The sequence below is a fragment of the Prosthecobacter dejongeii genome, from assembly GCF_014203045.1.
In the GTDB taxonomy this organism is placed as follows: domain Bacteria; phylum Verrucomicrobiota; class Verrucomicrobiia; order Verrucomicrobiales; family Verrucomicrobiaceae; genus Prosthecobacter; species Prosthecobacter dejongeii.
Map to the genome: position 1 here is coordinate 163,443 of NZ_JACHIF010000004.1, position 25,022 is coordinate 188,464.

A 25,022-nucleotide genomic window follows, 5' to 3' on the forward strand; every position below is an offset into this window, starting at 1 on the left:
CTTATCATGGCATGACCGTCTAAAAAACGTTGCACACATGGATGAAATCTGGTTCGGCATTATCATCGCATTCTCAGCGCTAAATAGCTCCGCAGGGCCGCCGCGTGTGATTCATCCGTGGGCAGGCTCAGGTAGTCCACTTGATGTTTGCGAAAGCCTTCCTTGAGCTGTCCTTGGAAGGTCTTCAGCACTTCCAGGTAGCGTTGCCGGACGGCCGCAGGATCTAGCAGCAACGAGTCTTCAGCATTCTCTAGATTCTCAAAGCGCGACCACTGGCCAAACGGGAACTCCAGTTCATCTCGGTCCCAGAGCTGCATCGCGATCACTTCATGGCCCTTTTTCCGCAACACACCTATAGCCTTCAAAATGGAGGCGGCATCGTCGAAGAAATCGCTGATGAGGATCACCAGACCCCGGCGCTTCAGCCGCTGGGCCAGCGACTCCAAAACGGGGGCCAGCGTTGTGTCTTTGCCCGGCTCCGTTTTGATCATCGTCTCCAGCATGTGATGCAGGTGCGTGATGCGCGTCTGGTTCGGGATGAAGTCGCGGATCTTCGTGTCGAAGGTCACTAGCCCCACCGCATCCTGTTGTGACATCAGCAGGTAGGCCATCGCGGCAGCCAGCTTGCGGGCATAGTCAAATTTCAGCACGCCCTTCTGCCCGCGATAGTTCATGGAGCCACTGGCATCTAGCACCAGCGTGGCGCGCAGGTTCGTCTCTTCATCAAATTCACGGATGTAAAAGCGGTCCGCCCGGCCAAAGATCTTCCAGTCCAGACGCCGAATGTCATCGCCCTGCACATAGGGCCGATGTTGGCGGAACTCCACACTGAAGCCCTTGTGCGGCGAGGCATGCTGGCCGGTGGTAAAGCCCTCCACCACCGTCCGCGCAAAGAGCTGCAAGCTCTGCAGACTGGTGATGTCTTCCGCTTCGAGAATGGAGGAAAGGGTGGCCATGGGGTTGAGGGGTCAAACAGTCAAAGGTCAGGAAGTCAAAGGTCAAGGATGTATGAACGGCACGTCCTTGACGGTTGACTCATTGACCCACCTTCAGAGCACCTTCGCACCGGGCTTCTTGATCTTGTGGATCAGCTCCTTCACGATCATGTCCACCGTCACACCTTCAGCTTCAGCATGAAAGGTGGGCACGATGCGGTGACGCAGGGCAGGCAGGGCCAGCGCCTCGATGTCGTCAGTGGTCACATGGGTGCGACCTTGCAGCAGGGCGCGTACTTTGCCTGCCAGCACCAGCATCTGGCTGGCGCGCGGTCCAGCCCCCCAGCCGACCATCTCTTTCACATAGGGTAGAGCATCAGACTCGTTGGGGCGGGTAGCACGCACCAGATCCAGAACAAAGTCCGTCACATGGTCCGGCACCGGCACCTGCCGCGCCAAGGCCTGCGCAGCTTGCAATTCCTCAGAGGTGACGACCGCCTCGATCTCTTCCTGCACCCCGCCCGTAGTCCGGGCGATGACTTCGCGCTCCTCCTCACGGCTCGGGTAGTCCACTTTGATCAGGAACAGGAATCGGTCCTTTTGCGCCTCGGGCAGGGGATAGGTGCCTTCCTGCTCGATTGGGTTTTGCGTGGCCAGCACAAAGAAGGGCTTGGGCAAAATGTAGGTCTCCTGGCCTACTGTCACACTTTTTTCTTGCATCGCCTCCAGCAGGGCCGCCTGCGTCTTCGGCGGGGTTCGATTGATCTCATCCGCCAGGATGATCTGCGAGAAGATGGGGCCGCGCTGGAACACCAACTTCCGCCGCCCGGTCTCCGAATCTTCCTGAATGATCTCCGTGCCCGTAATATCCGCAGGCATCAGGTCTGGGGTAAACTGGATACGGCGGAAGCCCAGGTGCATGGCATCTGCCAGGGACTTCACCAGCAGCGTCTTAGCTAAGCCTGGGGCCCCTTCAAGAAGGCTGTGTCCGCCAGCAGCAATGGCAATAAATACCTGTTCAATCACCGCCTCCTGCCCAACGATGCGTCGGCTGAGCGCTTTTTTGAGTTTTTGGTAACCTGAGACAAAAGCGGCGGCGGCAGCGGTATCGGACATGGGAAAATGGACTGTGGGCAGAAAGTGGATCGTGGAGACACGAAGCCATAGCAGGGTTTCTTTCCGAGTCTTGCACGATGTCTTTCCTGAATCTTGTGCTAACCCTCAAAGTCGGTCAGACAGGCCACTTTTAAAAGTTCGATTCTGGGCTCGAAGAGAAGATTTTGAGTTTAAATCTGTAACAGGTGTCTGATTTCAGGGTGTTAATGACCAGGGTGCTTGTCATTAATGTTCCAGTTTTTTTGAAAAATATTCTCAACATCTGTCGGGCAATGTCATAGATTAGTTCATTGGATATTCTGGAAACGCCCTTCTCCCAACTCAGTCTCAGACCATGAAACGACTTTTTTGTATAGCCGCCTCCTGTTTGCTGGCCGTCGCCGCCACGGCTCAGACCTTGGTGACCACGCCGATCATGGGTTTCTTGACCCTGAACCTTCAGGCGGGGACAAATTTCATGGGTTTCGCCCTGCTGCCTTCCATGGAACTGCAAGCGGTGGTGAATATCTCGCCTGGAGATCGGACTCACGTTTTTGTCCAAGGTGCCCCTCAAGTGGCTTTGACGGACAATCAGTTCAACCCGGGTGCTCTGCCTTCACACACGATTGAAATCGTCAGTGCAGGGACTGGGTTGGGGTTCACCAGCGCCATCGTGGATACTCTGGCAACAGGCAATGAAATCGTCCTTGCCGATGCCATTCCCGCCGGCGTGCTGGATGGCGCGACCATCAAGATTTGGAAACTATGGACACTAGCGGATGCTTTTGGCGCAGACAATTCAGCTGGTTTAACAGGTGGCCAGACCCCCGAGACGGCGGACCTGATTCAGTTGCCGAATGGTTCCGGTTTCGACGAATTCTTCTACTCCACAGGCGGGGCTCAGGGCATTGGCTGGCGTCAAGTGGGGCAGGGAACGGCGAATCAGGCGTCGGTGCCTCTGGAATTTAGTGGTGGCATTGCCATCCGTGCTCGATCACCGAAGTCCATTGTCATTGTCGGGCAGATCAAACCCGGCAAGACCATGATCACTCTTCAGACAGGAAACAACTTCGTGGCTAACCTCTGCCCGGTGAATGCCTCTGGCGATACTCCTTCTACGGAAGGTCGCACTTTGGGTAACTCGGGTCTTCAGGCTGGCCTGACGGGAGGCATCGCCTCCACACAGGCGGACTTGGTTCTGATTTGGAATGGCCAAGGCTATTCGCAGTATTACTATTCCACGGGAGGCCTGCCCGGCCAAGGCTGGAGGCGTATCGGTGGCGGTGTGACAGATCAATCCGGTGTCGCCCTTCCAGATGGAGCCTACATCATTTTCCGTCGCGGTGCGCCCGTGCAGATTCAGGTGAACCAGGGCAACTTTTAGTCACGCCCCGATTTCTTTTTTGTTTTTCCTTTCCCTTATGAAGAAGTTTTTTTCACTCCTTGGAACCTGCCTGCTGCTGATCGGTAGCAGCCAAGGTGCGTCGCTGACGATCTCTAACTACAATCCGGCTGGTAACGGCAACCATGGGATTGCTGACTTGGCAGGTACCCGCTTGGCTGGAAATGCAGGCCGTGGCGTGATCGGGAGAATGAATGGACTTTCTGAGATTGAAGTCGCCAACAAAGCGACCGCTGGAGATATCGCAGGGCTCAATGCCGCATTCCAACCTTTTGGCGGAGATTTTGCTCTCGATAGCTTGGGAGTGGCTGGAGCTTTTGAAGCGGAGTTGAATTTCGATACCCGGAACTCTGTGCGCCCAGGTTATGGCGGCAGTCCGATCTATTTTTGGTCCTACAAAGGCACCTCCCGTATCAATGCCACCGAATATCTCCTGATTCGGTTAGGTTCGCTATTCCCGGTAGATTCAGAAACGCTACCGCCTACGGTTTTGGAAGTGGCGGTGAATCCCGTCGGCGTTTCCACCATTCTCGCGGGTACCGCAGGTCCTGGTTCTTATGATTATGGCCAGGGCAGCGGCCCTCTGGCGCTGTATCAGATGATTTCTACCTCCACGTCTTCCAACGTGGCCCCCATCGCCAACAATGGCGTGCTTGCTGCCTATTCCGGCGTGCCGAAAAACGGCCTCCTCACCGCCTCCGATGCCAATAATGACGTGCTGACCTTTACCAAGGTTACCGATCCGACCAAGGGCGTCGTCGAGGTCCTCGGTAACGGCAACTTCACCTACACTGCCAATGTCGGTCAGCTAGGTGCAGACAGCTTTACTTTCGTGGCCAATGACGGCACAGCGAACTCCGCCCCGGCTACCATCAACATCACGATTACCGAGCCACCGCCAAACGAGGCCCCTATTGCTATCCCGACGGAGATCTACGGCCGCGCAGGCGAGATCATCGCCGGAGTGCTTGAAGGGACCGATGGCGACGATGACACGCTCACTTTTTCTGTGGTGGATCAGCCCGCCTCCGGGGTCATCACTGCTTTCACAAGTGATGGCCGCTTCACCTATCGTCCAAATGTAGGCTTCATCGGCACTGATTCTTTCACCTTCAAGGTCAACGATGGGACCGTTGATTCAGCTACTGCCACCGTGCAGATCGTGATTGAGCAAGACATTCCGGCTTGGGTTTGGCTGGATGGTGACAACCTGCCTAAACAGCGCGGTATATACGGCTCCGTGGGTGTAGCTGCGGCTGCCAACAAACCCGGTGCCAGAACCGAAGCTGCCAGCGTCAGCAGTTCCGGCGGCATTTCCTATCACTTCGGTGGCCTGGGTTACGGTGAAGGCACCAAGACCGGCGTCCTCAATGATCTCTGGAAGTACGACTCTGCCTCGGGCGAGTGGACTTGGATAAGTGGTAGTAAAGACGTCAATGCCCTGGGCACCTACGGCAACAAAGGCGAAGCATCTGAAACCAATGCCCCCCCAGCCCGCAGCGGTGCCCTCATGTGGCAGGACAATGACGGCTTTCTCTGGGTCTTCGGTGGTACCAATGCCACCAAGGGCCTCCTCAATGATCTCTGGAAGTATGACCTGAATGAAAACGAGTGGACTTGGGTCGGCGGAGCCAATACTGCCAACGCCACCGGCACCTACGGCAGCCTCGGTCAGCCAGATGCTTTGAATACTCCCGGGGCACGTGTAAACGCTGTCTCCTGGAAGGATGCCTCTGGCCGCCTCTTCCTTTTCGGCGGTCGTGGACTTCCCGCCACTGGCACCAAAGCGGGGCTCCTTAATGACCTTTGGGTCTTTGACATTGCTCTCGGCCAGTGGACTTGGCTGAGCGGCAGCAATGGCCTCGATGCCATCGGCGTGTATGGTTCTTCAGGCATTGCATCTGTAGGCAATGTTCCCGGGGGCCGCTCCGGCGCAGTCGCCTGGGTAGGCAACAGTGGTAACCTTTGGCTCTTCGGGGGCAATGGCCGTGGCAATGCCGCCAAGCTGGGCAATCTGAACGACCTCTGGCAGTTCGACTTTATCTCCAATGAATGGACCTGGATCTCAGGTTCCCAGGCTGTCAATGCCATCGGTGTTTACGGCACCCTCGGTGATCACGCCTTTAATACTGTCCCAGGTGCCCGTGCGGGTGCCACCTCATGGCTTGCTTCCGATGGTTCCCTCGTCCTCTTTGGCGGCCAGGGCTCTGGTCACTTCAATGACGTTTGGGTCTTCGATACAGAAAAGTACCAGTGGACTTGGCTGAAGGGGGCCTCCGCGCTCAATGGCCTCGCTTCGTATGGTCAGCTCGGCGTGCCTTCACCCTCCTCCACACCCGGCGCACGCCGTGGCTCCTCCGCCTTCACCGATGCCGAAGGCAATCTCGTAATCTTTGCCGGCACCAACGGGGCCAACAGCAACAACGACGTCTGGGTGCTCGACATCCCCGAGTTCCCCATCGTCGAGCTTCAGTCCATCGCCAGCATCACGGAAGACTCCGCCACGGTCACCGTGAAGATCAATCCCAATGGCAACTCCACCACTGCGGTCCTCAAGCTTATCAAGCTCACCGGTGGCGAAGATGAAGCTGAGATTGACCTCGGTGTCATCGGCAGCGGCAGCACCCCCATCACCGTGGTGGAAGAGCTGACCGATCTAGACCTCGGCTCCCGCTACGCCGTCATCGTCGAGGCCCAAAATATCCTCGGTTCCGGCCAGAGCCCCGTTTGCATCTTCACCACCCTCGGCACGGCACCCGCCGTCATTGCCAGTTTTGACGAAACCGAAAGTTTCCATCCGGAAGCCTCCGGTACCGTGGCTGTTCAAGTCGCCCTCACCTCTCCAGCGACTGAGGCTTTCACCCTCCCATTCACCGTCAGCGGCACGGCTTCTGAAGGGGCCACCGGAGACTTTATCACCGCTCCGGCCTCCGGTTCAGTCAGCTTCTTCATCGGCCAGAGCCGTGCCACAATCAATGTCGCGATCCGCGACGATCTCACCCTGGATCCTGACGAAACTGTCATTCTCACCCTCGGAACTCCTTCCGCCGCCAGCGTCACCACGGGTGAGGACGACGTCCACACCTTGACCATCCAGGACAACGATGGTCCACCTGTTTTTGTTCAGGCCCCGGGTTCGCAGCTCGCCCGTCTTGGTAGCAAGGTGATCTTCGATGGCACCGCCACAGGCACCCCCGTCCTGGCTTACCAATGGCGCAAAGGCGCGACTAACATCGCCAAGGCCACTCTGCCGACTTACACCTTCGCCAGCGTAAAGCTCACAGATGCAGGCACCTACGGCGTCGATGTCCGCAACAGCATTGATACCCTCATTGCCAATTTCGACCTCGCCGTTGTGGATACCTCCGCTCGCAGCATCGTCCAGGCCGAGGGCACCACCGTCAGTGTCAAAGTGCTGAATGCAGGCACTGGCCTCACTTTTGCCTGGTTGAAAGAGGGCGACCCCATCGGCCAAACCACGGATACCCTCACCATCCCAGATGCCACCGCCCTTGATTCCGGGGATTATGTCTGTGTCATTTCGAAAGACGGCAGCGCCCCGCTCACCACTGGCATCATCCGTGTTAACATCTTTGCCGAAGTCGTCGCTCCGCCCGCCTTCCTTGCTGGCAACTACGTCGGTCTGGTCAGCCCAGATGAAAGCGCAGGCGCACCGCTCGGTGGCCGTTTTGACGTCGCCGTCACCACCAAAGGGGCCTATTCCGCCAAGCTCATCCTCGGCACCACTACCCTGACCGGTAAAGGCCAGCTCTACATCTCTGGCGATGCCACTGAGGCCGAAGGCCAGGCCACTGTCAGCTTTGTCCGCAAAGGCCTGCCCAATCTCACCGTCCAGTTCTTCCTCAGCGGCAATGCCGAAGAGCCCGTCGCCCAGGCTCTGGAAGGCCGTCTGGATGATCCTTTCAATGGTGGCAGCACCGGAATCGAAGGTTACCGCAACCCTTGGGTCGCCAAGCCCAAGGTCGGCAGCACCGATCTTCCTGCCACCAGCTACGCAGGCAGCTACACCTTCGGTCTGGACATTCCTGCCGATCTCGTCGGCATGCTCGACATCCCGCAGGGCAATGGCTTCGGTGCCGCCACCGTCACCACCGCAGGCACAGTGGCCTTCGTCGGTCGCACAGCTGATGGTGGCAAGTTCACCTTCTCCTCCATCGTGGGACCTGAGGGGGACGTTCCCTTCTACTCCGCCTTCAGCCTCACTCAGGGGTATCTCGCTGGCTTCACCGCCATCACTCCTGCTGGCACAGATTTCGACAGCAACAGCTACGATGGCAACCTTGCCTGGAAGAAAGTGGCCGCCGATGCCAAGTCCAAGGAACTCGCCTATCGCGCCGGGTTTGATGAAATTGAACTCACACTCTTCGGTGGCAAATGGCAGCCGCCTGCCAGCGGCGGTGTCATCGCAGACCTAAACGATGTTGACAACAATGCTGTCCTTTTCCTCAACGAGGGCGGCTCTGCGCAGGCCGGGATCGAGCCCTTCACCTTCAGCATCCGCAACCTGAAGGACACCGGTGTCGTCCAGACCGTCATTGTTGATAAGACCCTGGCCGTCAATCCGAACAGCGTCACCTTTAAGCTCATCGCGAATCCCGTGGGTCACTACTCGGGCACCTTCACCGTTCCAAATCCGGTGAAGACACTTGTCCGCACCGCCACCTATCAAGGCACGTTCATTCGCCTAACGACGGGCGAATTCGAAAGCGCTGGTTTCTTCCTCTTGGCCCAGCCACCGGAGCCTGGCCAGACGGTGAAAACCGCGCCTCAGCTCAGTGGCGAGGCCCAGGTCCGCCAGCCGCGCTGATCGCCATCTAAAATCCTCGTTTCAAAAAACATCCGGTCACCACGACCGGATGTTTTTTGGAAAGTGTTTGACCGTTGGTCAAAATATTGAATACTCCGCTCATGTCAGGGATCCAGTCCACCCCCACCCGCAAGGAACGCGAGTTCCAGGCGCGTGAGGAGTTGATCCTCACCCACGCCCGCCGCCTCCTCCTTGAGAAAGGCTTCCAGGCTTGGAACATGGAGCAGCTTGCCGAATCGGTTGAGTATTCCAAAGGCACTCTCTACCAGCATTTCATCTCCAAGGAGGATCTCGTCCTGGCTGTCGCCACTGCCTCTCTTCGCCAGCGGGCAGATCTATTTGAAAAGTCTTCTCACTTCAAAGGTCTCACCCGCGAGCGTTGCCGTGTTATCGGCTTTGCCTGCTGCGAGTTTGCCGTCAGTTGTCCAGAATACTTCCATGTCGAGATGATGCTGAAGTCCGCTTCCTTCTGGGAGAAGGCCAGTGAGGCCCGCCGCCAGGCTCATGCATTCCAAGGGGCCCGCTGCTGGCGCGTACTCAATCACATCATTGTCGAGGCCATGGCCCTCGGCGAAATGCCCCGCACCCACTTCACACCGGAGCAGGCCACCTTCGCCCTTGTCTCCGTCACTGTTGGCAGTCACCTCATGGGGCAGGAGCCCCAGCTCAAGGTCCAGGCCGGCATCACCAGCCCGATGCTTTCCGTACGGTTCAATCAAGACATCATCTGTGACGGCCTTGGCTGGAAGCCTCTCCTGCATGAGCACGACTACGCCGCTACCGACCGCCGCATCGTCGAGGAAGTTTTCCCCAATGCCGCATCCTGGCTCTACACGGAAAGTTGACTTTTTTTTGCCTGAAAAATGACCATTAGTCAATAAACGACCTTTATTCATGAGCGCTCCCTCCACTGTATCTCCAACCCCGACCGATTCCGGCCTTTGCTTCCAGCACCTGAATTGGGGCAGTCTCAATTCGATCTCCCAGCAAGAGGTTGGCGGTGTTTCCGGAAAGCTTTTCCTCAAGGACCTGCTTGGCCTCACCGGCATGGAGGTTTCGGCCAATGTCATGGCCCCAGGGCAGGGCATGCCGTTCTGCCACAGCCATCGGCTGAATGAGGAACTCTACATTTTCCTCTCTGGCAGCGGCCAGTTCATGGTGGGGGATTCCGTCTTCATCGTCGGCCCCGGTTCCTGCGTGCGTGTCGCCCCTCAGGGTATCCGTTGCTGGCGCAATACGGGGGATGAACCTCTGCACTTCCTCTGCATCCAGGCACCTGCCGGGGGCCTCTCTAGCAACACTACCCAAGATGGCATTGGCGCGGGCCGCCCGCATTGGAACTGCCGTCCTCAGGAGGTCGCACCATGAACTTCATCGCCCTGCGCATGCTCATGTCGGATCGGGCCAAATACTTCGGCCTCATTTTCGCTTTCGCCTTTTCCACCTTTCTCCTGCAAAACCAGGTCAGCATCTTTTGCGGCATCATGAAGCGCACCGGTAGCCAGATCCTCGATGTCACCGATGCCGACGTCTGGGTCATGGACCGCTACACGGAGTACTTCGAGCAGACCAAACCGCTGAAGGAAACCGACCTCACCCGCGTGCGCAGCGTCTCGGGGGTGGACTATGCGGTGCGTCTCTTCAAAGGCAACCCCACTGCCCGCACCCTGGCGGGAAAGTTCGCCTCCACCTTCACCCTCGGTGTGGATGATAGCACGCTCGTGGGCACTCCACGCCAGATGCTCCTGGGCCGCTGGGAAAGCCTGCGTGAGGCCAACAGCATCATCATGGACCGCGCCGGATACGCTCTCCTCTTTCCGGGGGAAGCCCTGGAACTCGGCCGCGTACTGGAGCTCAATGACCACAAGGTTACCCTCGTCGGTATCTCGGATTGCAGCGCCCCTTTCGTCAGCTTTCCCGTCATCCACGCCCGCTACAGTGAGGCCATCAACTTTCAGGGCCGCGAGCGAAACCAGCTCAGCTTTGTCCTCGCTCGTCCCAGGCCTGGAATGAGTCCTGAAGCCCTCGCTCGCCAGATTGAACGCGAGACCGGTCTCAAGGCCCGCACCACTGCCGAGTTCGCCTGGGATTGCGTCATCTACTACATGAAGAACACCGGTATCCCGGTCAATTTCGGCATCACCATCGCTGTTGCACTTATTGTTGGGCTGGCCGTCAGCGGGCAGACTTTCTACATGTTCACGGTGGAAAACCTTCGCCAATTCGGCGCGCTCAAGGCCATCGGCGTCACCAATAGCCGCCTTGTCGCCATGGTTCTTCTTCAGGCCCTCGTCGCTGGGGCCATCGGTTACGCCATCGGTACCGGCATGGCGGCAGCGTTCTTTGAGGCCACCGCCTCCAATCTCGCCACCCGGGGCATTGTTCTCATGTGGCAGGCCGTAGCCGGAGTGGGCGTCCTCATGGCCGTTGTCGTCGCTGCTGTCAGCTTCCTCAGCGTCCGCAAAGTGCTCGTGCTAGAGCCCGCCTCTGTCTTCCGTTAATTTTATGAATGCTCCTCTTTCTCTTCAGGCCGTTCAGTGTAAGGGCCTGCGAAAGCACTTTGGTGAGGGCGATGCCCGTGTCGAAGTCCTACGTGGCGTGGACTTCCAGGCCCGCCTTGGCGAGATGACCTTTCTGGTCGGCCCCAGCGGCTGCGGCAAGACCACCCTCATCTCCGTCATCGCCGGTCTGCTGGACCCCAGCGACGGAGACTTACAAGTGCTCGACTCCCGCCATGCCGAAATGAAGGCGCAGGAACGCATTCTTTTTCGTCGTAGGAACCTCGGCTTCGTCTTCCAGCAATACAATCTATTGCCCTCGCTGACAGCCGCAGAAAATGCTGCCGTCCCGCTCATTGCCGATGGAATGAAACGCAACCTTGCCGTCAAAAAGGCCACCGACTTGCTGGATCGTCTTGGGCTCGGTCACAAAGCCGCTGCCATGCCAAGAGTCCTCTCCGGCGGCCAGCAGCAGCGTGTGGCCCTCGCCCGCGCCCTCGTCCATGAACCCCGCCTCATCATCTGCGATGAGCCCACTGCCGCTCTCGACCATAAAACGGGTGAGTCCGTCATGGAACTCCTCGCCACCGCCGCTCTCGCCCCTCAGCGCGCCGTCATCGTCGTCACTCATGACAACCGCGTCTTCCACTACGCCCACACCATCGCCCATATGGATGATGGCGTCGTCGTCCGGTCCGAATCCCGCCATTGAGCCTCTTTTTAGCTACCCCGTTTTCAACCTCGCCTTCCATGAAAATTCCTGTTCTCCCCCTGGTCGCCCTCGGCTGCTTTGCCTGGGCCGTCTCCTCCGTCCTCAGCAGCCAGCCCCGGAGGGTGGTCACTGAGCCGCCCGTCATGCCTCCTCGCACCACCTTTGCCCAAACAATCGCCGCTACTGGCCTGGTGGAGCCTAGCAGCGAAACCATCTCCGTGGGCACTCATCGAAGTGGTGTGGTGGAGAAAGTCTTCGTCAAACTCGGCGATGAAGTCCGCCAGGGCCAGCCCCTGCTGAAGCTGGATACTCGCGACCTCGATGCTGAACTCGCCGTCACCCAGGCCCAACTCGCCGAAGCTCAAGCCCAGGTCGCGGTGGCCGAGGCCGAGCGCATCCAGGCCCGGCGCAATCTCGACTACGCTGAAAAGCTGGACGATGCCCGCGCCATCTCGGCGGAAGAGCGCACTCAGCGTGAAACCTCTCTCGCCACAGTCAGCGCCCGACTCGAGGCCTCGCAGGCTGCGGTGCGCCTGGCTCAGGCCCGGGTGGAGGTCACCCGCACGGCAATTCAGCGTAGCATCGTCAACGCGCCGCTGGATGCCACTGTCCTCCAGCTCAAGGTCAGGGCAGGGGAGTTCATCTCGGCCTCGCCTGCCAGTAGCCCCTGGATGACCCTCGGCCAGACCCACCCCCTCCATCTCCGTGCGGATGTGGATGAGCATGAAGCCTGGCGCATCCAGGCCCAGGCCTCAGCCGTCGCTCATGTGCGTGGAAACCCGGATTTGAAAGCTAATTTGGAGTTCGTCTGCTTCGAGCCTATGGTCATTCCCAAGAAATCTCTTACCGGGGATGCGACCGAAAGAGTGGACACACGCGTACTTCAGGTCATCTACCGTTTGCAGAAACCTGCGTCTGCCGCTCTGTTCGTCGGTCAGCAGATGGATGTCTTTATTGTGGATGCGAGCCGCAAAAAAATAAACGAATAAATTGCCCGCGACGATCTCTAACAACCTCCCCATGTTTTTCCGCTCCTCCCTCAAGATCGCCTCACTCCGTCCTCGCGGTACGTTCGTCTTTGCCCTGGGCACCGCATGCCTCGTCAGTTCTTGTGTCGTCGGCCCGGATTACCAATCTCCTGAGGCTAAGGTCTCCAAGCGCTGGAAGCAGCGGGCTGATGTCTCGGATCTTCCCGTCCCGGACCAGTGGTGGACCCTTTTCCGGGACAACTCGCTGAATGGCCTGGTGGACCGTGCTCTCGCTAATAACCAGGACCTTCGTGCCGGCCTCGCCCGTGTGGATGCCGCCCGTGCCCTCACCGGAGTGCAGCAGGCCAACTGGTTCCCCCAGCTCAATCTGCAGAACAATGCCACCTATGAGCATTCCTCCGCCAACAGCATCGGGGCCAATCTCCCTTCCGGCGCCGGATTGCCTAACCTTGAGCGTGACCGCCATCGTGCAGCTTTGGGCCTGAACTATGAAGTGGACCTCTGGGGGCGCGTGCGCCGCAGTGTCGAAGGGGCCAAGGCCCGCGAAGACGCCTCGGTGGATACCCTCGCGGCCCAGCGCCTCGTCATCGCCGCCGAAGTCGCCCGTAGTTACTTCCTTGCCGCCTCCTTGGACAATCAGGAGCAGATCCTGCGCGAAACCATCTCCCTCCGCGAAGAGGCCCGCAAGCTACAGCAATCCCGTTTTGAAGGCGGCCTCGCCAATGAGATGGACGTCGCCCGCGCCCGCACCGAACTCGAACTCGCCAAGAACGACTTCGCTGCGATCGAGCGCCAGCGCGGCGCTGTGGAAAACTCGCTCGCCGTCCTCTGTGGCGATGCACCCGCCGACTTTGGCTTGTCGAAAAACCGTCGCCTGCCTGCACCTCCCCGCGTCCCTGCTGGCATGCCCAGCACCCTGCTTCAGCGCCGCCCAGACATCCGCTCGGCCGAACAGACTCTGCGTGCTGCCAATGCCGACATAGGCGTGGCCAAGGCCAACTTCTATCCCGTCTTCAGCCTCACCGGTTCCGGTGGCCTGGAGTCCGTCGGGGCCGAAGACTTCTTCGAATGGAAAAGCCGCACCGCCAGCATCGGGCCACAGCTTACTGTTCCCATCTTTCAGGGAGGCCGTCTACGTGGCAACCTGCGTGCCGCTCAGGCTCGGTATGATGAAAGCCTAGCCACCTACCGCCAGACCATCCTCACTTCCCTTCGTGAAGTCGAAGACGCCATGCTGGACCTGAGAGCGTTTCAAAAACAACGCGCTGCCGTTGCCGCCGCCGTGGCTTCTGCTCAGGACACCAGCCGCCTCTCCCGCCTGCGGTATGACAAAGGTCTCGCCAGCTACTTCGAAGTCGTGGATGCCGACCGCGTCGTCCTCACCACCCGACTCACCCTCGCCCAGCTCGATGGCCAGCGCCTCACCTCCACCGTCCAGCTCCTCCGCGCCCTCGGCGGCGGCTGGAAAGGCAGCAGCAAATAACCTCCCGCAGCCGCGAAGCGTCCTGGATTGCGCAAGTCCTCTGGCGTTTTCGAAAGCTCACCAGTCTCCGAGCATTCTTACGCCCCCAAGGAGCGGGACTTGCCAAGTCCCGTCTCTTTGAACCAGCGACCATCTCCAGCCCTTCCCGAGAGGAGCGTGGAGATTCGCTTCGCAGCGTCCCACTTCCTCTCCTTTGGTCTAACAAAAAGTCTGTTAATCACACCTGCCTACCTTTTCCGGCTCAGCATGATCTCATTGCCTTCCGGGTCGGTGCACATCGCCAGATGCGGAGGTTCATCACCTTCTGGCTGTGGTTCCTTTGTCAGCGATCCCCCCGCCGCCACGATTTCTGCCGCCCCGGCCACTACGTCCGGCACCTGAAAGGTCAGTCCCGTCCACGTGCGTTCACCTTCGCCGCCGCCATGGATGGCCAGGATGCCTTGGCAGATTTCCACCTCGCTCACGTAGTCGTTTTGTTTGATGACCTTGGCCGCAAAGACGCCTGTGTAAAACTTCAGCGCACGCGCCATGTCAGCCGCCCAGATGGTGTATTTGAATCGTTCAACTAGCATGGCTGCCGATAGCCTCACCCTCTCACGGATGCCACCACATTCGTGCCACGAACTAAAGGTGACGAGTTACCACATCGTGCCAAGATCTGGACGACCCTGAACGGATCTTAAGTAGCGATAGCCTTCGACTCGCAGTTCTTCATGCGGCGGCAGCAGCGGGATCACCTCGCGCACATATTCTCCACCTTCGATGTCTTCCAGTTCATCCAGCCGCGCCAGCCCTTCGGCATCTACCTCCCAGATCTCGCCCGTGATGCTCAGTCCATCCTCGGCACTGACCATTCCCGGATAACCGCCCATATCATGGAGCCGGTAATGAGCGGCGGTGCTGGCTTCCGCCACAAACCGCTGCCCGCGCATGTAAGCATGGTTAGACCTGCCGCGCTTCAGCGTGCCATAGAGGAAGAGAAGCCTGGTTTTCATGATATCAATTCAGATTCTGGGCAGGTGGTCATCGCGATCGGCCAGCCATTCCGGCAGGGCGTAGCGTCTTCGTTCCAGTTCGGTCGCGCGGGCCAGGACGGGCTCGGGGGCTGTTTCCACGGTGAGCACTTCCTTGGCCAGCCGCGTGGCCCATTGAGTCCAAAACTCGGGCTTCAGGATCACCTGCTGCACGCTGCCCTGATGCAGCAGCCCCAGCTTGCCCCGCCGTTGTCCTGCTCCCGCCACCTTCACGGGTCCCCGGATCACATCATGCACCGCCGGGGCAACAAAGCAGAAAGGGGCCTCGATGACATCTTCTTGTAACGCCAGCCGACAACCTGGATGTCCATTTTGACTCAAGGCCTCTGCGAGGGAGCCATGGATGCGCCGGTAACTTTCCAGGGCCGTCGTTTCCGACCAAGGATCCGCCGATGGCACGATGACGGAGTAGGTGTAGTCCTCCTGGTGCAGCACCACACCGCCGCCCGTCCACCTGCGCACCACGGGCCAGCCGGGCAGGGCATCCTGCAGCTTGGGCAAACTCTGCGCATAACCCAGGGTCACCGTGGGCTGGTCCCAGGTGTAAATACGCAGCACCGGAATCGTGCTGTGCTCCAGCCAGGCCTGGTCCACCGCCATGTTCATCGGCCCTGCATGGGTGCCGTCGAGATGCAGGATGAGTCGGTCAAAAAAAGGTTCTCCAAAGGACACGGTGATCAGGGGATGAGATAAGTGAAGGACATCCGATTCAAGAATCGAGTCAGAGAGGCTTCTCCCACCAAGGAAAATTCATTGAGGGTGCCGATGGGAAGGGCTGCGAAGTGCAGCATCGGAAGTCCTCCTTTTTAAGGTTCAGCATCAGGCAGAGGAAATTGACGGTTCGTGGTTCTAATGTGCGCAGGGTGGTCACCACCTGCTTTAACTTTTCGTCACCGTAGTGGCTCCGCAATTTGTGCCACCCTTCCAAGCCTCCGCGTTCGACGACACGGCCAATGATCTGCCGGGCGTGCCTGTCCAGGTCCAGCGATTCGGGGCGTGCATCCCAGAACAGGGCACGCGGCAACCCCAGGGGAGTCTTTGGCTTTTCCGTGGGGCTGATCATCGGCAGAACCTACATCCCTCTGGGTAGGACCTCAACCACATCTGCCAGCACGCGGCCGCTGCCGTGGCGGAGTTCGTTACAGCGGCCAAAGAGGATCTGGCCGCTGGTGGCACCCAGGAGTTCGGCGAGGCGGGCATCCACGGCGATGCGGAAGAAACCTCGCGGGTGGCTGCTGTGGGGGACTTGGTAACGTTCTAGAATGGCACCGAAGGGGACGCGGCCTTCGATGACGAGGGTTTGGGCCTCTTCAGGCAGCAGGTCAAGGTGAATGCCGATGGCGCCAAACTCCACGGGCTTGCCATCGCTGCGGCGGTTGAGCACGCTGGCGCGTACGAGGTAGTTGCCGATGCGGGCCTTGGCATGCACGTCGAGGTCAATGTCGCAGCCATGGCCGTCCCGCAGGCGCGGGGTCATGTCAATGTCATGGACCAGCAGCCAGCGCTCATGCTCTGGAAGTTCGTCGGGTGGCACAAAGGTCACACGCGGACGGGCGCTGCCGATGCCATAAAAGAACACCAGCGGAGCCAGATCATCCTCACGGACGGCATCGGTGCGCGGGGCAGCATCAAGTGTAGCGGGCATACTGGCGGTGCTGGGGCAGGAAGAATTCGTGCAACAGACGGTCCACTTGCAGCAGGCCGTCGCGAGTCAGCGTGATGTCCTTGTCGGTGAGTTTGGCAAAGCCCTCGTTTTGCAGGTAGTTGAGCTGGGGGGCAAAGAAGGCCAGAGGGTCCTGGCCGAACTTGTTTTGGTAATAGGCAAATTCACTGTGGCCTAACTTCAACTTCAGAATGAATTCGCGTACGAAGCGCTCTTCGTGGGTGGTCTCATAGGCGCGGAAGATGGGGAGCTGCCCGGCATCCACGGCCTGCATGTAGGGGCCCACTTCAGCCTGGTTCTGGTAATGCACGCCGCCTAAGTGACCAAAGGAAGCCACGCCGCAGCTCAGGAGGTCTGCGCCTTCCCAAAGGGCATCGCGATAGACGAACTTGATGCGCTGCGGGTCTTTTACCACGGTGTAGGCACTGGTGACGGTATAACCATTTTTGACGAATTCATCAAAAGCGTAGCTCACCCAGTCGCGTTTGGTCTGCCAGTCGGCCACGGGGGCCGTCACTTTGCCCTCTTCCTTCATCTGTTTGTACATGGTGGTGTTGTAGGGCACCTCCATCTGGTAGATGGTGACGGCATCGGGCCCGAGGGCGATACCTTTGGCTACGGTGTCCTTCCAGTTTTCCCAGGTCTCGTTCATCATACCAGCGATGAGGTCAATGTTAATGTGTTCGAAGCCGAGGGTGCGGGCAAAGCGGTAGGCCTTTTCGATTTCGCCGCTGCGGTGGGCGCGGCCATTGGTTTCCAAAATGTGGTCGTCGAAGTTTTCCACGCCGAGGCTGAGGCGGGTAACGCCGACTTCACGGATGCCAGTGAGTTTTTTCTCGTTGAGGGTGCCAGGCTCAGCTTCAAAAGCGACTTCGGCTGCGCCATCCCAACTGACGAGGTCTTTCATTCGGTTGGTCAGATCCGTAAGCTGTGGGATGCTGAGGTAGCTGGGTGTGCCACCCCCGAAATAGACGAAGTGGGCTTTGCGGCCGTTGATGTAGGGTTGCTGTGCAAAGCGCTCCATCTCGCGCATGCCAGCATCAATGTAGGCCTTGATCTCTGAGGCATTCTTATCGGTATAGACCTTGAAATAGCAGAAGTGGCAGCGCTTCCGGCAAAAGGGAATGTGAAAATAAACGCCCAGCGGCGTGTTTGCAGGAGCGGGCTTAGCCAGCACATTTTCGATCACTGGCACCTGATCTGGCTTCCAGAATGAGAAGGGCGGGTAATTGCTAACAAAATAATTTCCCGCTTCAGTCTGTTCGACCTTTTTCTCGGCGGAGTGCGGGGGGGATTCCAGGGTGGTGGACATGATAGATGTGTGAACAGGGAACGCAGGATATCGTTCACTTCTAAGCGTTAAACGTGCCGGAGACCAGTCTCCACGCGAAGCTAGGACGCATCAGGGGCAAATTTATTGCGTCCTCAGTTCAGTAAATCAGGCGGCTGCCCGCAGTTCCTTACCTTGTCACGCCATGTGCAGTTCGGCTTTCCGAGATCCAGGCGGTGGTGGTGTGGGCACGTCTTGAGGCAGCCGTTGGGCTATTTCTTCGCTAAATCCCATTTCTTCGACAAGAAAAGCGGTGCGTTCCCCATGGGTGACGGGCCTACTTGTTACGCGACCGTCTTCGTGCAATGTCACGGCGTTACCAAAAGCAAAACTGATGACCTCATTACCACGATTGAGTCGGGCACTGAGTTGATAATTAAAGGGACTCCAGCCACGTGTTTGATCGTAACGGCGTTCAAAGTCCAGGTACTCATCACCGAACGGTTCATAGCGGCAGACAAAGCCTGCTGTCATGTGCAAGGGGCGCCAATGGATATGCCAGCGCTCTTGCTGACGGGTGGCCTGGATGCCCCAGGCAGGGTGGGCGATGGCTGTAATCCCCCCGGAGTGCAGTCGCAGCGGCAGATGATGGAGGATGGATGTATCCACCAAGTAATTTTCGTCAGGGTCAAAATGGACGACGACCGTCCCGTGATTGGGCGAAAGGTCGGGCGCTGCCAGCATGGTGCCGATCTGGCGCTGCGCGGAAAAGCCCAGGCTGGTGAGTAAGGCCGCCAGCGCATTGGAGCCTGACCAGCAAGTGCCGCCTGTGCCGTGATCCAGCCAGTTGTTGAAGAAATCCTGCGCCGTGCTGCCTGGTAGGGCGGTATTATGACCTCCTCTCACATGAATGAGTTTCTGGACATTATCGAAGGGTACTCGTTGGCACCAAGCCATGTAGATCTGGTTGAGGACTTCCAAGGATGGCGTGGTGGAAATGGATAAACCAAGCTTGCAGAGAATGCGTGTGAGAAGATCTGTGGGCAGGACGGCTGTAGGCATATAGAGACTGAGAAAGTTGATTCTCCTTTTTGTTGCACCTGTTACGCATAATTTAATGAAATTTGCCTCGCAGGGTGGGGATCCCTGCCTCTGGGAGATGATAAAATCAGTTGCCAGCGGCCCTGTCTCCATTACCCGATGAGACTGACTATGATCGTAGCACCCAAGATCCGAGGTTTTATTTGTACCACCGCTCACCCTGAGGGCTGCGCGAAACACGTGGCGGAGCAAATCGCTGTTGTGAAAAAAGGCGGTCTCATTGAAAACGGCCCTAAAAAGGTTCTGGTGATCGGCTCTTCGACTGGTTACGGCCTGTCCTCCCGCATCGCAGCAGCTTTTGGCGCTCAGGCCTCCACCATCGGCGTGTTTTTCGAGCGCCCCGGTGAAGATGACCGCACGGCCACGGCGGGATGGTATAACTCAGCAGCTTTTGAAAATGAGGCGAAGGCCGCAGGTCTGTATGCACGTTCTTTTAATGGCGATGCATACTCTGACACTATCAAAACGGAGGTTATTGACGCCATCAAGACCGATCTCGGTCAGGTGGATTGCGTGATTTATAGCTTGGCTTCTCCTCGCCGCACGCATCCTAAGACAGCGGAGGTTTTTAAGTCGGTCTTGAAACCCATCGGTGAAGTTTACACGAATAAAAACCTGAACACCACCACGGGTGTTGTGAATGAAATCTCCATTGAGCCTGCTCAGGGCGATGACGTAGCGCAGACGGTGGCTGTGATGGGCGGGGAAGACTGGGAAATGTGGATGGATGCCTTGATCGCGGCAGACGTCTTGGCTCCTGGCGTGCAGACCGTTTCCTATTCCTACATTGGGCCTGAAGTGACTTGGCCGATTTACAAAAATGGCACCATTGGCAAGGCTAAAGAAGATTTGGAAAAGGTGCAGCAGGCCCTGGATGCCAAGCTGGCACCTCTGAATGGTAAAGCCTGGGTTTCGGTGAACAAAGCCCTGGTCACACAGGCCAGTTCTGCCATCCCTGTGGTGCCTCTCTACATTTCCTTGCTCTATAAAGTGATGAAAGCAGAAGGCACTCATGAAGATACCATCGAGCAGATGGATCGTCTCTTCCGCGATCGTCTCTACAGTGGTAACCCACAGCCAGATGAAGCGGGGCGTATCCGTGTGGATGACTGGGAAATGAAGCCAGAAGTGCAGGCCCTGGTCGGCCAGCGCTGGACCGAAGTGAATACCGAAAATCTCAGCGAATACGGAGACTTTGCCGGTTATCAGGCGAGCTTCCTGCGTCTCTTTGGCTTCGGCCTGGAAGGTGTGGACTATACAGCTGAGACGAATCCAAACGTCCCGGTGCCATCCATCGCTTCATAAAAAGCAATTTAGCAAGAGGCGAGTTCTTTCACCTCGGCGCAGTCCTTCGGGGCTGCGCTTTTTTTGTATTACACCGGGGTCGCTTTCACGGGTCTCGTAACGCGCAGCCAGAATAGAGCCGCGAGAAGGCCGAGCAAGCCGCCCAGGTAACTGGCATTGTGAATGTAACCCACACGGATAAAGGCCAGCGGGTCCTGTATGTTGTAGGAAATCAGCATGTCTTCCCAGGCCGGGAGGCGGGGATCTGCTAAAGATTTTGGAGCCCACTGCGCAGCCATCAGGGCCAGCGTGGCTGCGGCAATCATCATGCCCCCCACGCCCGAGGCACAACGACGGGCCGCCTGCGGCACCGACTCATGCGGCAGTGTGAGCCGAGCCATAAACCAAGCGGCGAAAAACCCCACCCACCAAGTGGCCAGAAAACCGATCTTCATCGCAGTGATGTGGATCGGGGCAGAGGGATCGAGGTAATAAAACTGCAGGAGCTTGAACTTCGTGAAATATTCCACCCCCAGTCGCAGCGTGATCTGATCGTGCACGATTCCGTAAAGGCCTGCGATGATGGAGCCGATGAGGCCAAAGACCAGCATCCAGCCAAATTGGCGTAACGTGAAGCGTGGATACAAAAGGTTCATTTAGTGGGCAGGGGCATCGCTCAGCCTCGGGCATCCCCAGCACGGCTAGGAGGTGCGTAGATCGGGCGTGGAATCGGGCCCATGCCCGCATCACCGTCGCGCGATTGATCGCGGATGGCACGGGCGATGGCTTCGGCTAACTTTTCACGGTAGGCAGAGGAAGCTGCAAGCTTGGCCTCACCGCTGTGGGTGAGGTAGCCGCATTCCACCAAAATGCAGGGGATGGTGGGATTGCGTGTCAGGCGCAGACGACGGCGAACGAGGCCTGCATTGCCGGATTCATACGGTGCCACAGCCGAAAGATTCCTCTGCACGCGCTTTGCCAGCGCGTAGCTGTCGCTTCGCCAGTAATAGGTCTCAGGCCCAGCGCGGCGGCGGTTGCCATAATTAAAGTGAATGCTGACCAGAACTGCATTCGGGTAGCGATTGGCGATCGAGACACGATTATCCAATTCCACGAAGCGATCTGACTCACGCATGAGCACTACCTTGTAGCTGGGCCATAGTTCAGAGCGCACTCGTTTAGCCACGTCTAAAGCCAGTTGTTTTTCTACAAGCCCACGGGCCTTAGCCCCTGAGTCTTTCCCGCCATGCCCAGCATCTACAATCACCGTGTTGAAACCTTGGGGGCCAGGGCGGTCACCGTAGGTGCTAGATCTCCCTTTTCCAGGTTGGCTTTGGCAGGAAGCCAGTAGGAGCAATAAACCGAAGGCGAACCTGGAAACGAAACGAGGCATGAGTGTGATGACGCAAAGGGCGTGCCAAGGTTAAGCTCCGCCTTGTGCAGAGAAGACGGGCAGTGACTGTGGTGCAGTGACTTCTTCGATTTCGGGATATTCACCCTCGCTGGGAGGTCCGGGGAAATTTTCATCCACAAAGCGGCGCCAGGTATCGCGTGTCTTTACTGAAATGAGTTCCTGGATCCCATCTCCACACTGCCCACAGACCATGATGCTGTGCAGAAGACTTGCTCCCTCACAGATGCCTGTGATGACGAAGTCATCCACCCCCTCTTCATTACGTGGCACTCCGCAAACAGAGCAGTGGTAGAGCCCACGATGCAGATCCACGTGCTCGTGTTGGTAGTCCGACAGACGCTTTTTGGATTCCTGGGAAAACTCTTCCATCATGGAGACTCGGCAATGGTCGCACAGCGCATACTCCATCACGCACTCGCCTTTTTTATAGGCCTTGGAGATTTGAAATCCGCCCTGGTCATCTTCTAGTGTTTCACCACAACGTGTGCAGTGGCGAAAGGCACGCTCCTCGTATTCGCAATGCAGGTCCCGGGGAATAGGCGGGGGAATCTCGTCAGCCATGAACCCATCATGCGCTCAAAGTCAGCGTTTGCCAAGACCTATGACCGTTCAGTTGGTTTCCACAGGGACTTCATCATCCATGTCAGAGCGGCTGTTAAAGCGGTCGCTGTGAGTCAGGTACTCTGCCAAGATGTCGTCCAGTTCCATCATGCTAGCGATTTGGCCGAAGCGCCCTCGCAAAAATTTACCTCCTGGAATGCAGCGTGTGTAGCTCATCAATCGAGAGCGCATGGAGCGTACAATTTCAAACTCTCCTCCGCGTGTGCTGCGGGCCACGGCCAGTTCACAATGACGTCGCATGAGGGCAAAGCGCTGCTGCACCGTGGCTGGGGTGGCATGGGTGCCCGTAGAGAGATAATGCTTGGCCTCTTGGAAAACCCAGGGATTCGCCATCGCTGCACGGCCGATCATGATGCCCTTCACATTGGTCTGGGCTCGCCGCACTTCCACATCCATACCGCTGGTAATGTCTCCATTGCCAATGACGGGAATTTTGACTGCATCTGCCACTTGGCCGATGACGTCCCAGTCTGCCACACCTGTATAACCCTGGGCGCGGGTGCGACCATGGACGGTGATGGCCTGGATGCCGTTGTCCTCTAAAATGCGTGCGACTTCCACAGCGTTGATATTTTCCGCATCCCAGCCGATGCGCATCTTGGCAGTAACCGGGATAGGCACTGCCTTGGCCACTTCGCGCGCGACTTCGGCCAGCAGCGGACAGTTTTTCAGCAACGACGAACCGCCATTTTTAGACACCACTTTGTTCACGGGGCAACCAAAGTTGATGTCAATGAAGTCCGGCTGCTTCCAGTCAATGACCTTCCGGGCAGCCTCGCCCATTCTCACGCCATCGGCGCCGAAAAGCTGGACCCCTAACGGCCGCTGGCCATCATCAAAGTCCGTGTAATGACGGGTGCGATCATCCCGCTGTAAAATGCCCTCGGCACTCACAAATTCAGTGACCATGACATCGGCACCCATCTCCTTACACATGCCACGGAAGGTCACGTCTGTGACTCCTGCCATGGGGGCTAAGTAGAGGGGAAATTGATCGCTATGCAGCCAAGGGAGCATCGCGTAGAATAACCGAAGGAATGTCCGGGAGCAAGGTTCGTGCTTGATAACCCGCTGGCTCTGGCATGAAAGTGATCTTTGAAAATGGAATCCAACTCGAAATCTAGCCCTGAAAACGCATCCACAGCGCTGGGGGATTTGTCTCTAGAGCCAGGGGCTTTAGATTTCGCGGTCGAAAAACCGACGGGATCTCCGTTTTCTCCACCGCCGGGAAACACCTCACTGCCAGATCCCGAAGTGGTGAAAACAGGAGCTGAGTTTGGCATGACTCGTTTTTGTGAGCAGTCATTTATCAACCCTGACTCTGCCCGGCAAGGGAGCCAAGCGCTCCTGCGGGCTTTTGATGACAGTGGTCTTTGGCTGGCCAGTCTGGTGCAGCCTGCGCATTTGGTTGCGGAGTTGCGCCAGCAATGCTGTTTGCTCACCCGCGTAGTCGTCACTCAATGGACGCGCCAGGGAGAAACCCATAAATTGGTACGGCTAGCGGAGGCTTTGCTCGAAGCTCAGCCGCCTGTTCTTTCCCATGAAGCCGGGCAAATCATGGCACTGATGGCCAGTTTACTAGGCGTGTTGCGTCCTGGGCAGGCCCCTCGTTGGCTGGAGTCCAGCCGCCCACTCTTGCGGGATTCGGTGGATCCTCATTTACTGAAGGAAGCCGCTCAGTGGGTCAGTGTAGGTCAATTGTTAGCATCCGTTCCTCAAGAAGATCGGCATTTTTGGAACCGTCGTTTACGGGAGCCTGAAGATGATTGGGAATGGGACAGTCACGAAGCTTTGGAGGCGCTGCAGAGGTTGATTCCGCTGCTCCCTGCCCAACATGAAACATTGCCTCTTTTCCAGGCCGTGATTCCACGCTGCTGGTGGGCACTTTGGCGTTCTCAGCAGACTGTAACTGTGCCAGTCTCCGCCCCGCAAAAGGTTGTCGGGGCACGGTCTTTATCCACCTTTGGTCTGGGGTTGGTCTCTGGCGTCGGCTGCATGATGTTGGCTGGCTGGTGGATCCTCTACCGGTTACCGCTACCTGAATGGGTTTATTTTGCGGAGTCTCAGCAGGCAGTGGCCGAAATTTCCACCAAACCAGCTCTGCCACCGGCTGTATCTTCCCCACCTGTGTTTTCTTTTCATGCCGTGGAACCGCAGGTTAAACCCCTGATAACCTCAAGTGAGGAGGCTGTAGGGAAGGAGTCGAATCCCGTCAAAATCGCGAGTGTTAAAAGACCTGAAGCACCTGCCACTTCCACCATTGTCCATAAGGCGATGTCTTCTGCCATGCAGTCACGCCTCGCCGTAGCGGCAAAAATCGCCAGTGCCATGCCTGATCTTTCCCGTCTGCATAGCCTAGTGAAAAGTGGCAGTCTGCGGGAGGCGACCCCTCATGTCCAAGGCCGCACCATGGTGGCTTCTCAGGGGAGTCGCCAGCATCGGGCTTTGCTTCGCTGGTTGATGCTAGATCCACCACTAAATTCTGAAGTTCGTGAACTGGTCGGGAAAACCGCTGTCCGAACTTTGGATTCTAAGGAGATGTATGAGACTCTGCGGCTCTGCCTGCATGAAGACTCCCCTAACCTACTCGAGGCCCGCGAATGTGCCTCTTTGCTGCTGGCTTTACGGGCTGAAGGACTCAACGAAACGGAGCGTCAAATGCTCACGGCTGCTTCTTTGGAAAAGTAGTCAGG

At 57.7% G+C, this 25,022-nt stretch carries 23 protein-coding genes; 10 read left to right on the forward strand and 13 right to left on the reverse strand.

What is annotated here, in order from left to right; all coding sequences use genetic code 11:
• Positions 1 to 62: 62 nt before the first annotated feature.
• Together HNQ64_RS11225 and HNQ64_RS11230 are read right to left on the reverse strand one after the other, a co-directional pair.
• Positions 63 to 956, reverse strand: a complete 894-nt coding sequence (locus tag HNQ64_RS11225) for a DUF58 domain-containing protein (RefSeq protein WP_184208544.1) — start codon at positions 954 to 956, stop codon at positions 63 to 65.
• Between the two features lie 93 nt (positions 957 to 1,049).
• The gene (locus tag HNQ64_RS11230) at positions 1,050 to 2,051 is read right to left on the reverse strand and encodes an AAA family ATPase (RefSeq protein WP_184208546.1); all 1,002 of its coding nucleotides are present in this window, start codon (positions 2,049 to 2,051) and stop codon (positions 1,050 to 1,052) included.
• A gap of 334 nt (positions 2,052 to 2,385) precedes the next feature.
• Here HNQ64_RS11230 and HNQ64_RS11235 point away from each other — a divergent pair, with 334 nt between their 5' ends.
• The 8 genes from HNQ64_RS11235 to HNQ64_RS11270 all read left to right on the forward strand — a co-directional run bounded on the left by HNQ64_RS11235 (position 2,386) and on the right by HNQ64_RS11270 (position 13,942).
• Positions 2,386 to 3,414 carry a hypothetical protein gene (locus HNQ64_RS11235; RefSeq protein WP_184208548.1) on the forward strand — a complete coding sequence of 343 codons (1,029 nt, stop codon included), beginning with the start codon at positions 2,386 to 2,388 and terminating at the stop codon, positions 3,412 to 3,414.
• A gap of 37 nt (positions 3,415 to 3,451) precedes the next feature.
• The gene (locus HNQ64_RS11240; protein WP_184208549.1) at positions 3,452 to 8,260 is read left to right on the forward strand and encodes a Kelch repeat-containing protein; all 4,809 of its coding nucleotides are present in this window, start codon (positions 3,452 to 3,454) and stop codon (positions 8,258 to 8,260) included.
• A gap of 101 nt (positions 8,261 to 8,361) precedes the next feature.
• A complete protein-coding gene (locus tag HNQ64_RS11245) occupies positions 8,362 to 9,105 on the forward strand; it encodes a TetR/AcrR family transcriptional regulator (RefSeq protein ID WP_184208551.1) in 744 nt (247 codons plus the stop codon).
• A 49-nt stretch (positions 9,106 to 9,154) separates the two neighbouring features.
• Positions 9,155 to 9,628 carry a cupin domain-containing protein gene (locus HNQ64_RS11250; protein ID WP_184208553.1) on the forward strand — a complete coding sequence of 158 codons (474 nt, stop codon included), beginning with the start codon at positions 9,155 to 9,157 and terminating at the stop codon, positions 9,626 to 9,628.
• Complete coding sequence (locus HNQ64_RS11255) at positions 9,625 to 10,761, forward strand: ABC transporter permease (RefSeq protein ID WP_184208555.1); 1,137 nt, start codon at positions 9,625 to 9,627, stop codon at positions 10,759 to 10,761. The genes HNQ64_RS11250 and HNQ64_RS11255 overlap by 4 nt, the downstream gene beginning before the upstream one ends.
• 4 nt (positions 10,762 to 10,765) lie before the next feature.
• A complete protein-coding gene (locus HNQ64_RS11260; protein ID WP_184208557.1) occupies positions 10,766 to 11,470 on the forward strand; it encodes an ABC transporter ATP-binding protein in 705 nt (234 codons plus the stop codon).
• Positions 11,471 to 11,508: 38 nt separating this feature from the next.
• On the forward strand, positions 11,509 to 12,459 hold the full coding sequence (locus HNQ64_RS11265; protein WP_184208559.1) for an efflux RND transporter periplasmic adaptor subunit: 951 nt from the start codon (positions 11,509 to 11,511) through the stop codon (positions 12,457 to 12,459).
• Between the two features lie 31 nt (positions 12,460 to 12,490).
• The gene (locus HNQ64_RS11270) at positions 12,491 to 13,942 is read left to right on the forward strand and encodes an efflux transporter outer membrane subunit (RefSeq protein ID WP_184208561.1); all 1,452 of its coding nucleotides are present in this window, start codon (positions 12,491 to 12,493) and stop codon (positions 13,940 to 13,942) included.
• Positions 13,943 to 14,169: 227 nt separating this feature from the next.
• Here HNQ64_RS11270 and HNQ64_RS11275 read toward each other — a convergent pair whose 3' ends face one another.
• The 7 genes from HNQ64_RS11275 to HNQ64_RS11300 all read right to left on the reverse strand — a co-directional run bounded on the left by HNQ64_RS11275 (position 14,170) and on the right by HNQ64_RS11300 (position 18,971).
• The gene (locus HNQ64_RS11275) at positions 14,170 to 14,514 is read right to left on the reverse strand and encodes a VOC family protein (RefSeq protein WP_184208563.1); all 345 of its coding nucleotides are present in this window, start codon (positions 14,512 to 14,514) and stop codon (positions 14,170 to 14,172) included.
• A 66-nt stretch (positions 14,515 to 14,580) separates the two neighbouring features.
• Positions 14,581 to 14,937 carry a gamma-glutamylcyclotransferase family protein gene (locus HNQ64_RS11280; RefSeq protein ID WP_184208565.1) on the reverse strand — a complete coding sequence of 119 codons (357 nt, stop codon included), beginning with the start codon at positions 14,935 to 14,937 and terminating at the stop codon, positions 14,581 to 14,583.
• Between the two features lie 9 nt (positions 14,938 to 14,946).
• Complete coding sequence (locus tag HNQ64_RS11285; RefSeq protein WP_184208567.1) at positions 14,947 to 15,648, reverse strand: lipoyl protein ligase domain-containing protein; 702 nt, start codon at positions 15,646 to 15,648, stop codon at positions 14,947 to 14,949.
• A 49-nt stretch (positions 15,649 to 15,697) separates the two neighbouring features.
• Positions 15,698 to 16,039 carry a DUF6922 domain-containing protein gene (locus tag HNQ64_RS24470; RefSeq protein ID WP_408004361.1) on the reverse strand — a complete coding sequence of 114 codons (342 nt, stop codon included), beginning with the start codon at positions 16,037 to 16,039 and terminating at the stop codon, positions 15,698 to 15,700.
• Between the two features lie 9 nt (positions 16,040 to 16,048).
• A complete protein-coding gene (locus HNQ64_RS11290) occupies positions 16,049 to 16,621 on the reverse strand; it encodes a hypothetical protein (RefSeq protein ID WP_184208569.1) in 573 nt (190 codons plus the stop codon).
• Positions 16,605 to 17,951, reverse strand: coding sequence for a coproporphyrinogen-III oxidase family protein (locus tag HNQ64_RS11295; protein WP_184208570.1), 1,347 nt, complete (start codon positions 17,949 to 17,951; stop codon positions 16,605 to 16,607). Before HNQ64_RS11295 ends, HNQ64_RS11290 begins: the two co-directional genes overlap by 17 nt.
• A gap of 156 nt (positions 17,952 to 18,107) precedes the next feature.
• Positions 18,108 to 18,971 carry an arylamine N-acetyltransferase gene (locus tag HNQ64_RS11300; RefSeq protein ID WP_184208572.1) on the reverse strand — a complete coding sequence of 288 codons (864 nt, stop codon included), beginning with the start codon at positions 18,969 to 18,971 and terminating at the stop codon, positions 18,108 to 18,110.
• A 150-nt stretch (positions 18,972 to 19,121) separates the two neighbouring features.
• Between HNQ64_RS11300 and fabV the strand changes: the two genes are divergently transcribed.
• Positions 19,122 to 20,315, forward strand: a complete 1,194-nt coding sequence (gene fabV, locus HNQ64_RS11305; protein ID WP_184208574.1) for an enoyl-ACP reductase FabV — start codon at positions 19,122 to 19,124, stop codon at positions 20,313 to 20,315.
• 68 nt (positions 20,316 to 20,383) lie between these two features.
• On the opposite strand, the gene HNQ64_RS11310 is transcribed toward fabV, so the two are convergent.
• The 4 genes from HNQ64_RS11310 to dusB are packed head-to-tail and all read right to left on the reverse strand — an operon-like array spanning position 20,384 to position 23,346.
• The gene (locus tag HNQ64_RS11310; RefSeq protein WP_184208576.1) at positions 20,384 to 20,950 is read right to left on the reverse strand and encodes a hypothetical protein; all 567 of its coding nucleotides are present in this window, start codon (positions 20,948 to 20,950) and stop codon (positions 20,384 to 20,386) included.
• 20 nt (positions 20,951 to 20,970) lie between these two features.
• On the reverse strand, positions 20,971 to 21,687 hold the full coding sequence (locus HNQ64_RS11315) for an N-acetylmuramoyl-L-alanine amidase (protein ID WP_184208578.1): 717 nt from the start codon (positions 21,685 to 21,687) through the stop codon (positions 20,971 to 20,973).
• 30 nt (positions 21,688 to 21,717) lie between these two features.
• Positions 21,718 to 22,269, reverse strand: coding sequence for a hypothetical protein (locus HNQ64_RS11320; RefSeq protein ID WP_184208580.1), 552 nt, complete (start codon positions 22,267 to 22,269; stop codon positions 21,718 to 21,720).
• A 48-nt stretch (positions 22,270 to 22,317) separates the two neighbouring features.
• Positions 22,318 to 23,346, reverse strand: a complete 1,029-nt coding sequence (dusB, locus tag HNQ64_RS11325; RefSeq protein ID WP_184208582.1) for a tRNA dihydrouridine synthase DusB — start codon at positions 23,344 to 23,346, stop codon at positions 22,318 to 22,320.
• Positions 23,347 to 23,430: 84 nt separating this feature from the next.
• On the opposite strand from dusB, the gene HNQ64_RS11330 reads away from it, so the two are divergent.
• Entirely contained in the window at positions 23,431 to 25,017 is a 1,587-nt protein-coding gene (locus HNQ64_RS11330; protein WP_184208584.1) for a hypothetical protein, read from the forward strand.
• Positions 25,018 to 25,022 lie beyond the last annotated feature (5 nt).

Bases quoted from the DNA above. Each gene is read 5' to 3' on its own strand.
- HNQ64_RS11225 (WP_184208544.1), bottom strand. From the start codon at position 956: ATGGCCACCCTTTCCTCCATTCTCGAAGCGGAAGACATCACCAGTCTG.
- HNQ64_RS11230 (WP_184208546.1), bottom strand. From the start codon at position 2,051: ATGTCCGATACCGCTGCCGCCGCCGCTTTTGTCTCAGGTTACCAAAAA.
- HNQ64_RS11235 (WP_184208548.1), top strand. From the start codon at position 2,386: ATGAAACGACTTTTTTGTATAGCCGCCTCCTGTTTGCTGGCCGTCGCC.
- HNQ64_RS11240 (WP_184208549.1), top strand. From the start codon at position 3,452: ATGAAGAAGTTTTTTTCACTCCTTGGAACCTGCCTGCTGCTGATCGGT.
- HNQ64_RS11245 (WP_184208551.1), top strand. From the start codon at position 8,362: ATGTCAGGGATCCAGTCCACCCCCACCCGCAAGGAACGCGAGTTCCAG.
- HNQ64_RS11250 (WP_184208553.1), top strand. From the start codon at position 9,155: ATGAGCGCTCCCTCCACTGTATCTCCAACCCCGACCGATTCCGGCCTT.
- HNQ64_RS11255 (WP_184208555.1), top strand. From the start codon at position 9,625: ATGAACTTCATCGCCCTGCGCATGCTCATGTCGGATCGGGCCAAATAC.
- HNQ64_RS11260 (WP_184208557.1), top strand. From the start codon at position 10,766: ATGAATGCTCCTCTTTCTCTTCAGGCCGTTCAGTGTAAGGGCCTGCGA.
- HNQ64_RS11265 (WP_184208559.1), top strand. From the start codon at position 11,509: ATGAAAATTCCTGTTCTCCCCCTGGTCGCCCTCGGCTGCTTTGCCTGG.
- HNQ64_RS11270 (WP_184208561.1), top strand. From the start codon at position 12,491: ATGTTTTTCCGCTCCTCCCTCAAGATCGCCTCACTCCGTCCTCGCGGT.
- HNQ64_RS11275 (WP_184208563.1), bottom strand. From the start codon at position 14,514: ATGCTAGTTGAACGATTCAAATACACCATCTGGGCGGCTGACATGGCG.
- HNQ64_RS11280 (WP_184208565.1), bottom strand. From the start codon at position 14,937: ATGAAAACCAGGCTTCTCTTCCTCTATGGCACGCTGAAGCGCGGCAGG.
- HNQ64_RS24470 (WP_408004361.1), bottom strand. From the start codon at position 16,039: ATGATCAGCCCCACGGAAAAGCCAAAGACTCCCCTGGGGTTGCCGCGT.
- HNQ64_RS11290 (WP_184208569.1), bottom strand. From the start codon at position 16,621: ATGCCCGCTACACTTGATGCTGCCCCGCGCACCGATGCCGTCCGTGAG.
- HNQ64_RS11295 (WP_184208570.1), bottom strand. From the start codon at position 17,951: ATGTCCACCACCCTGGAATCCCCCCCGCACTCCGCCGAGAAAAAGGTC.
- HNQ64_RS11300 (WP_184208572.1), bottom strand. From the start codon at position 18,971: ATGCCTACAGCCGTCCTGCCCACAGATCTTCTCACACGCATTCTCTGC.
- fabV (WP_184208574.1), top strand. From the start codon at position 19,122: ATGATCGTAGCACCCAAGATCCGAGGTTTTATTTGTACCACCGCTCAC.
- HNQ64_RS11310 (WP_184208576.1), bottom strand. From the start codon at position 20,950: ATGAACCTTTTGTATCCACGCTTCACGTTACGCCAATTTGGCTGGATG.
- HNQ64_RS11315 (WP_184208578.1), bottom strand. From the start codon at position 21,687: ATGCCTCGTTTCGTTTCCAGGTTCGCCTTCGGTTTATTGCTCCTACTG.
- HNQ64_RS11320 (WP_184208580.1), bottom strand. From the start codon at position 22,269: ATGGCTGACGAGATTCCCCCGCCTATTCCCCGGGACCTGCATTGCGAA.
- dusB (WP_184208582.1), bottom strand. From the start codon at position 23,346: ATGCTCCCTTGGCTGCATAGCGATCAATTTCCCCTCTACTTAGCCCCC.
- HNQ64_RS11330 (WP_184208584.1), top strand. From the start codon at position 23,431: ATGGAATCCAACTCGAAATCTAGCCCTGAAAACGCATCCACAGCGCTG.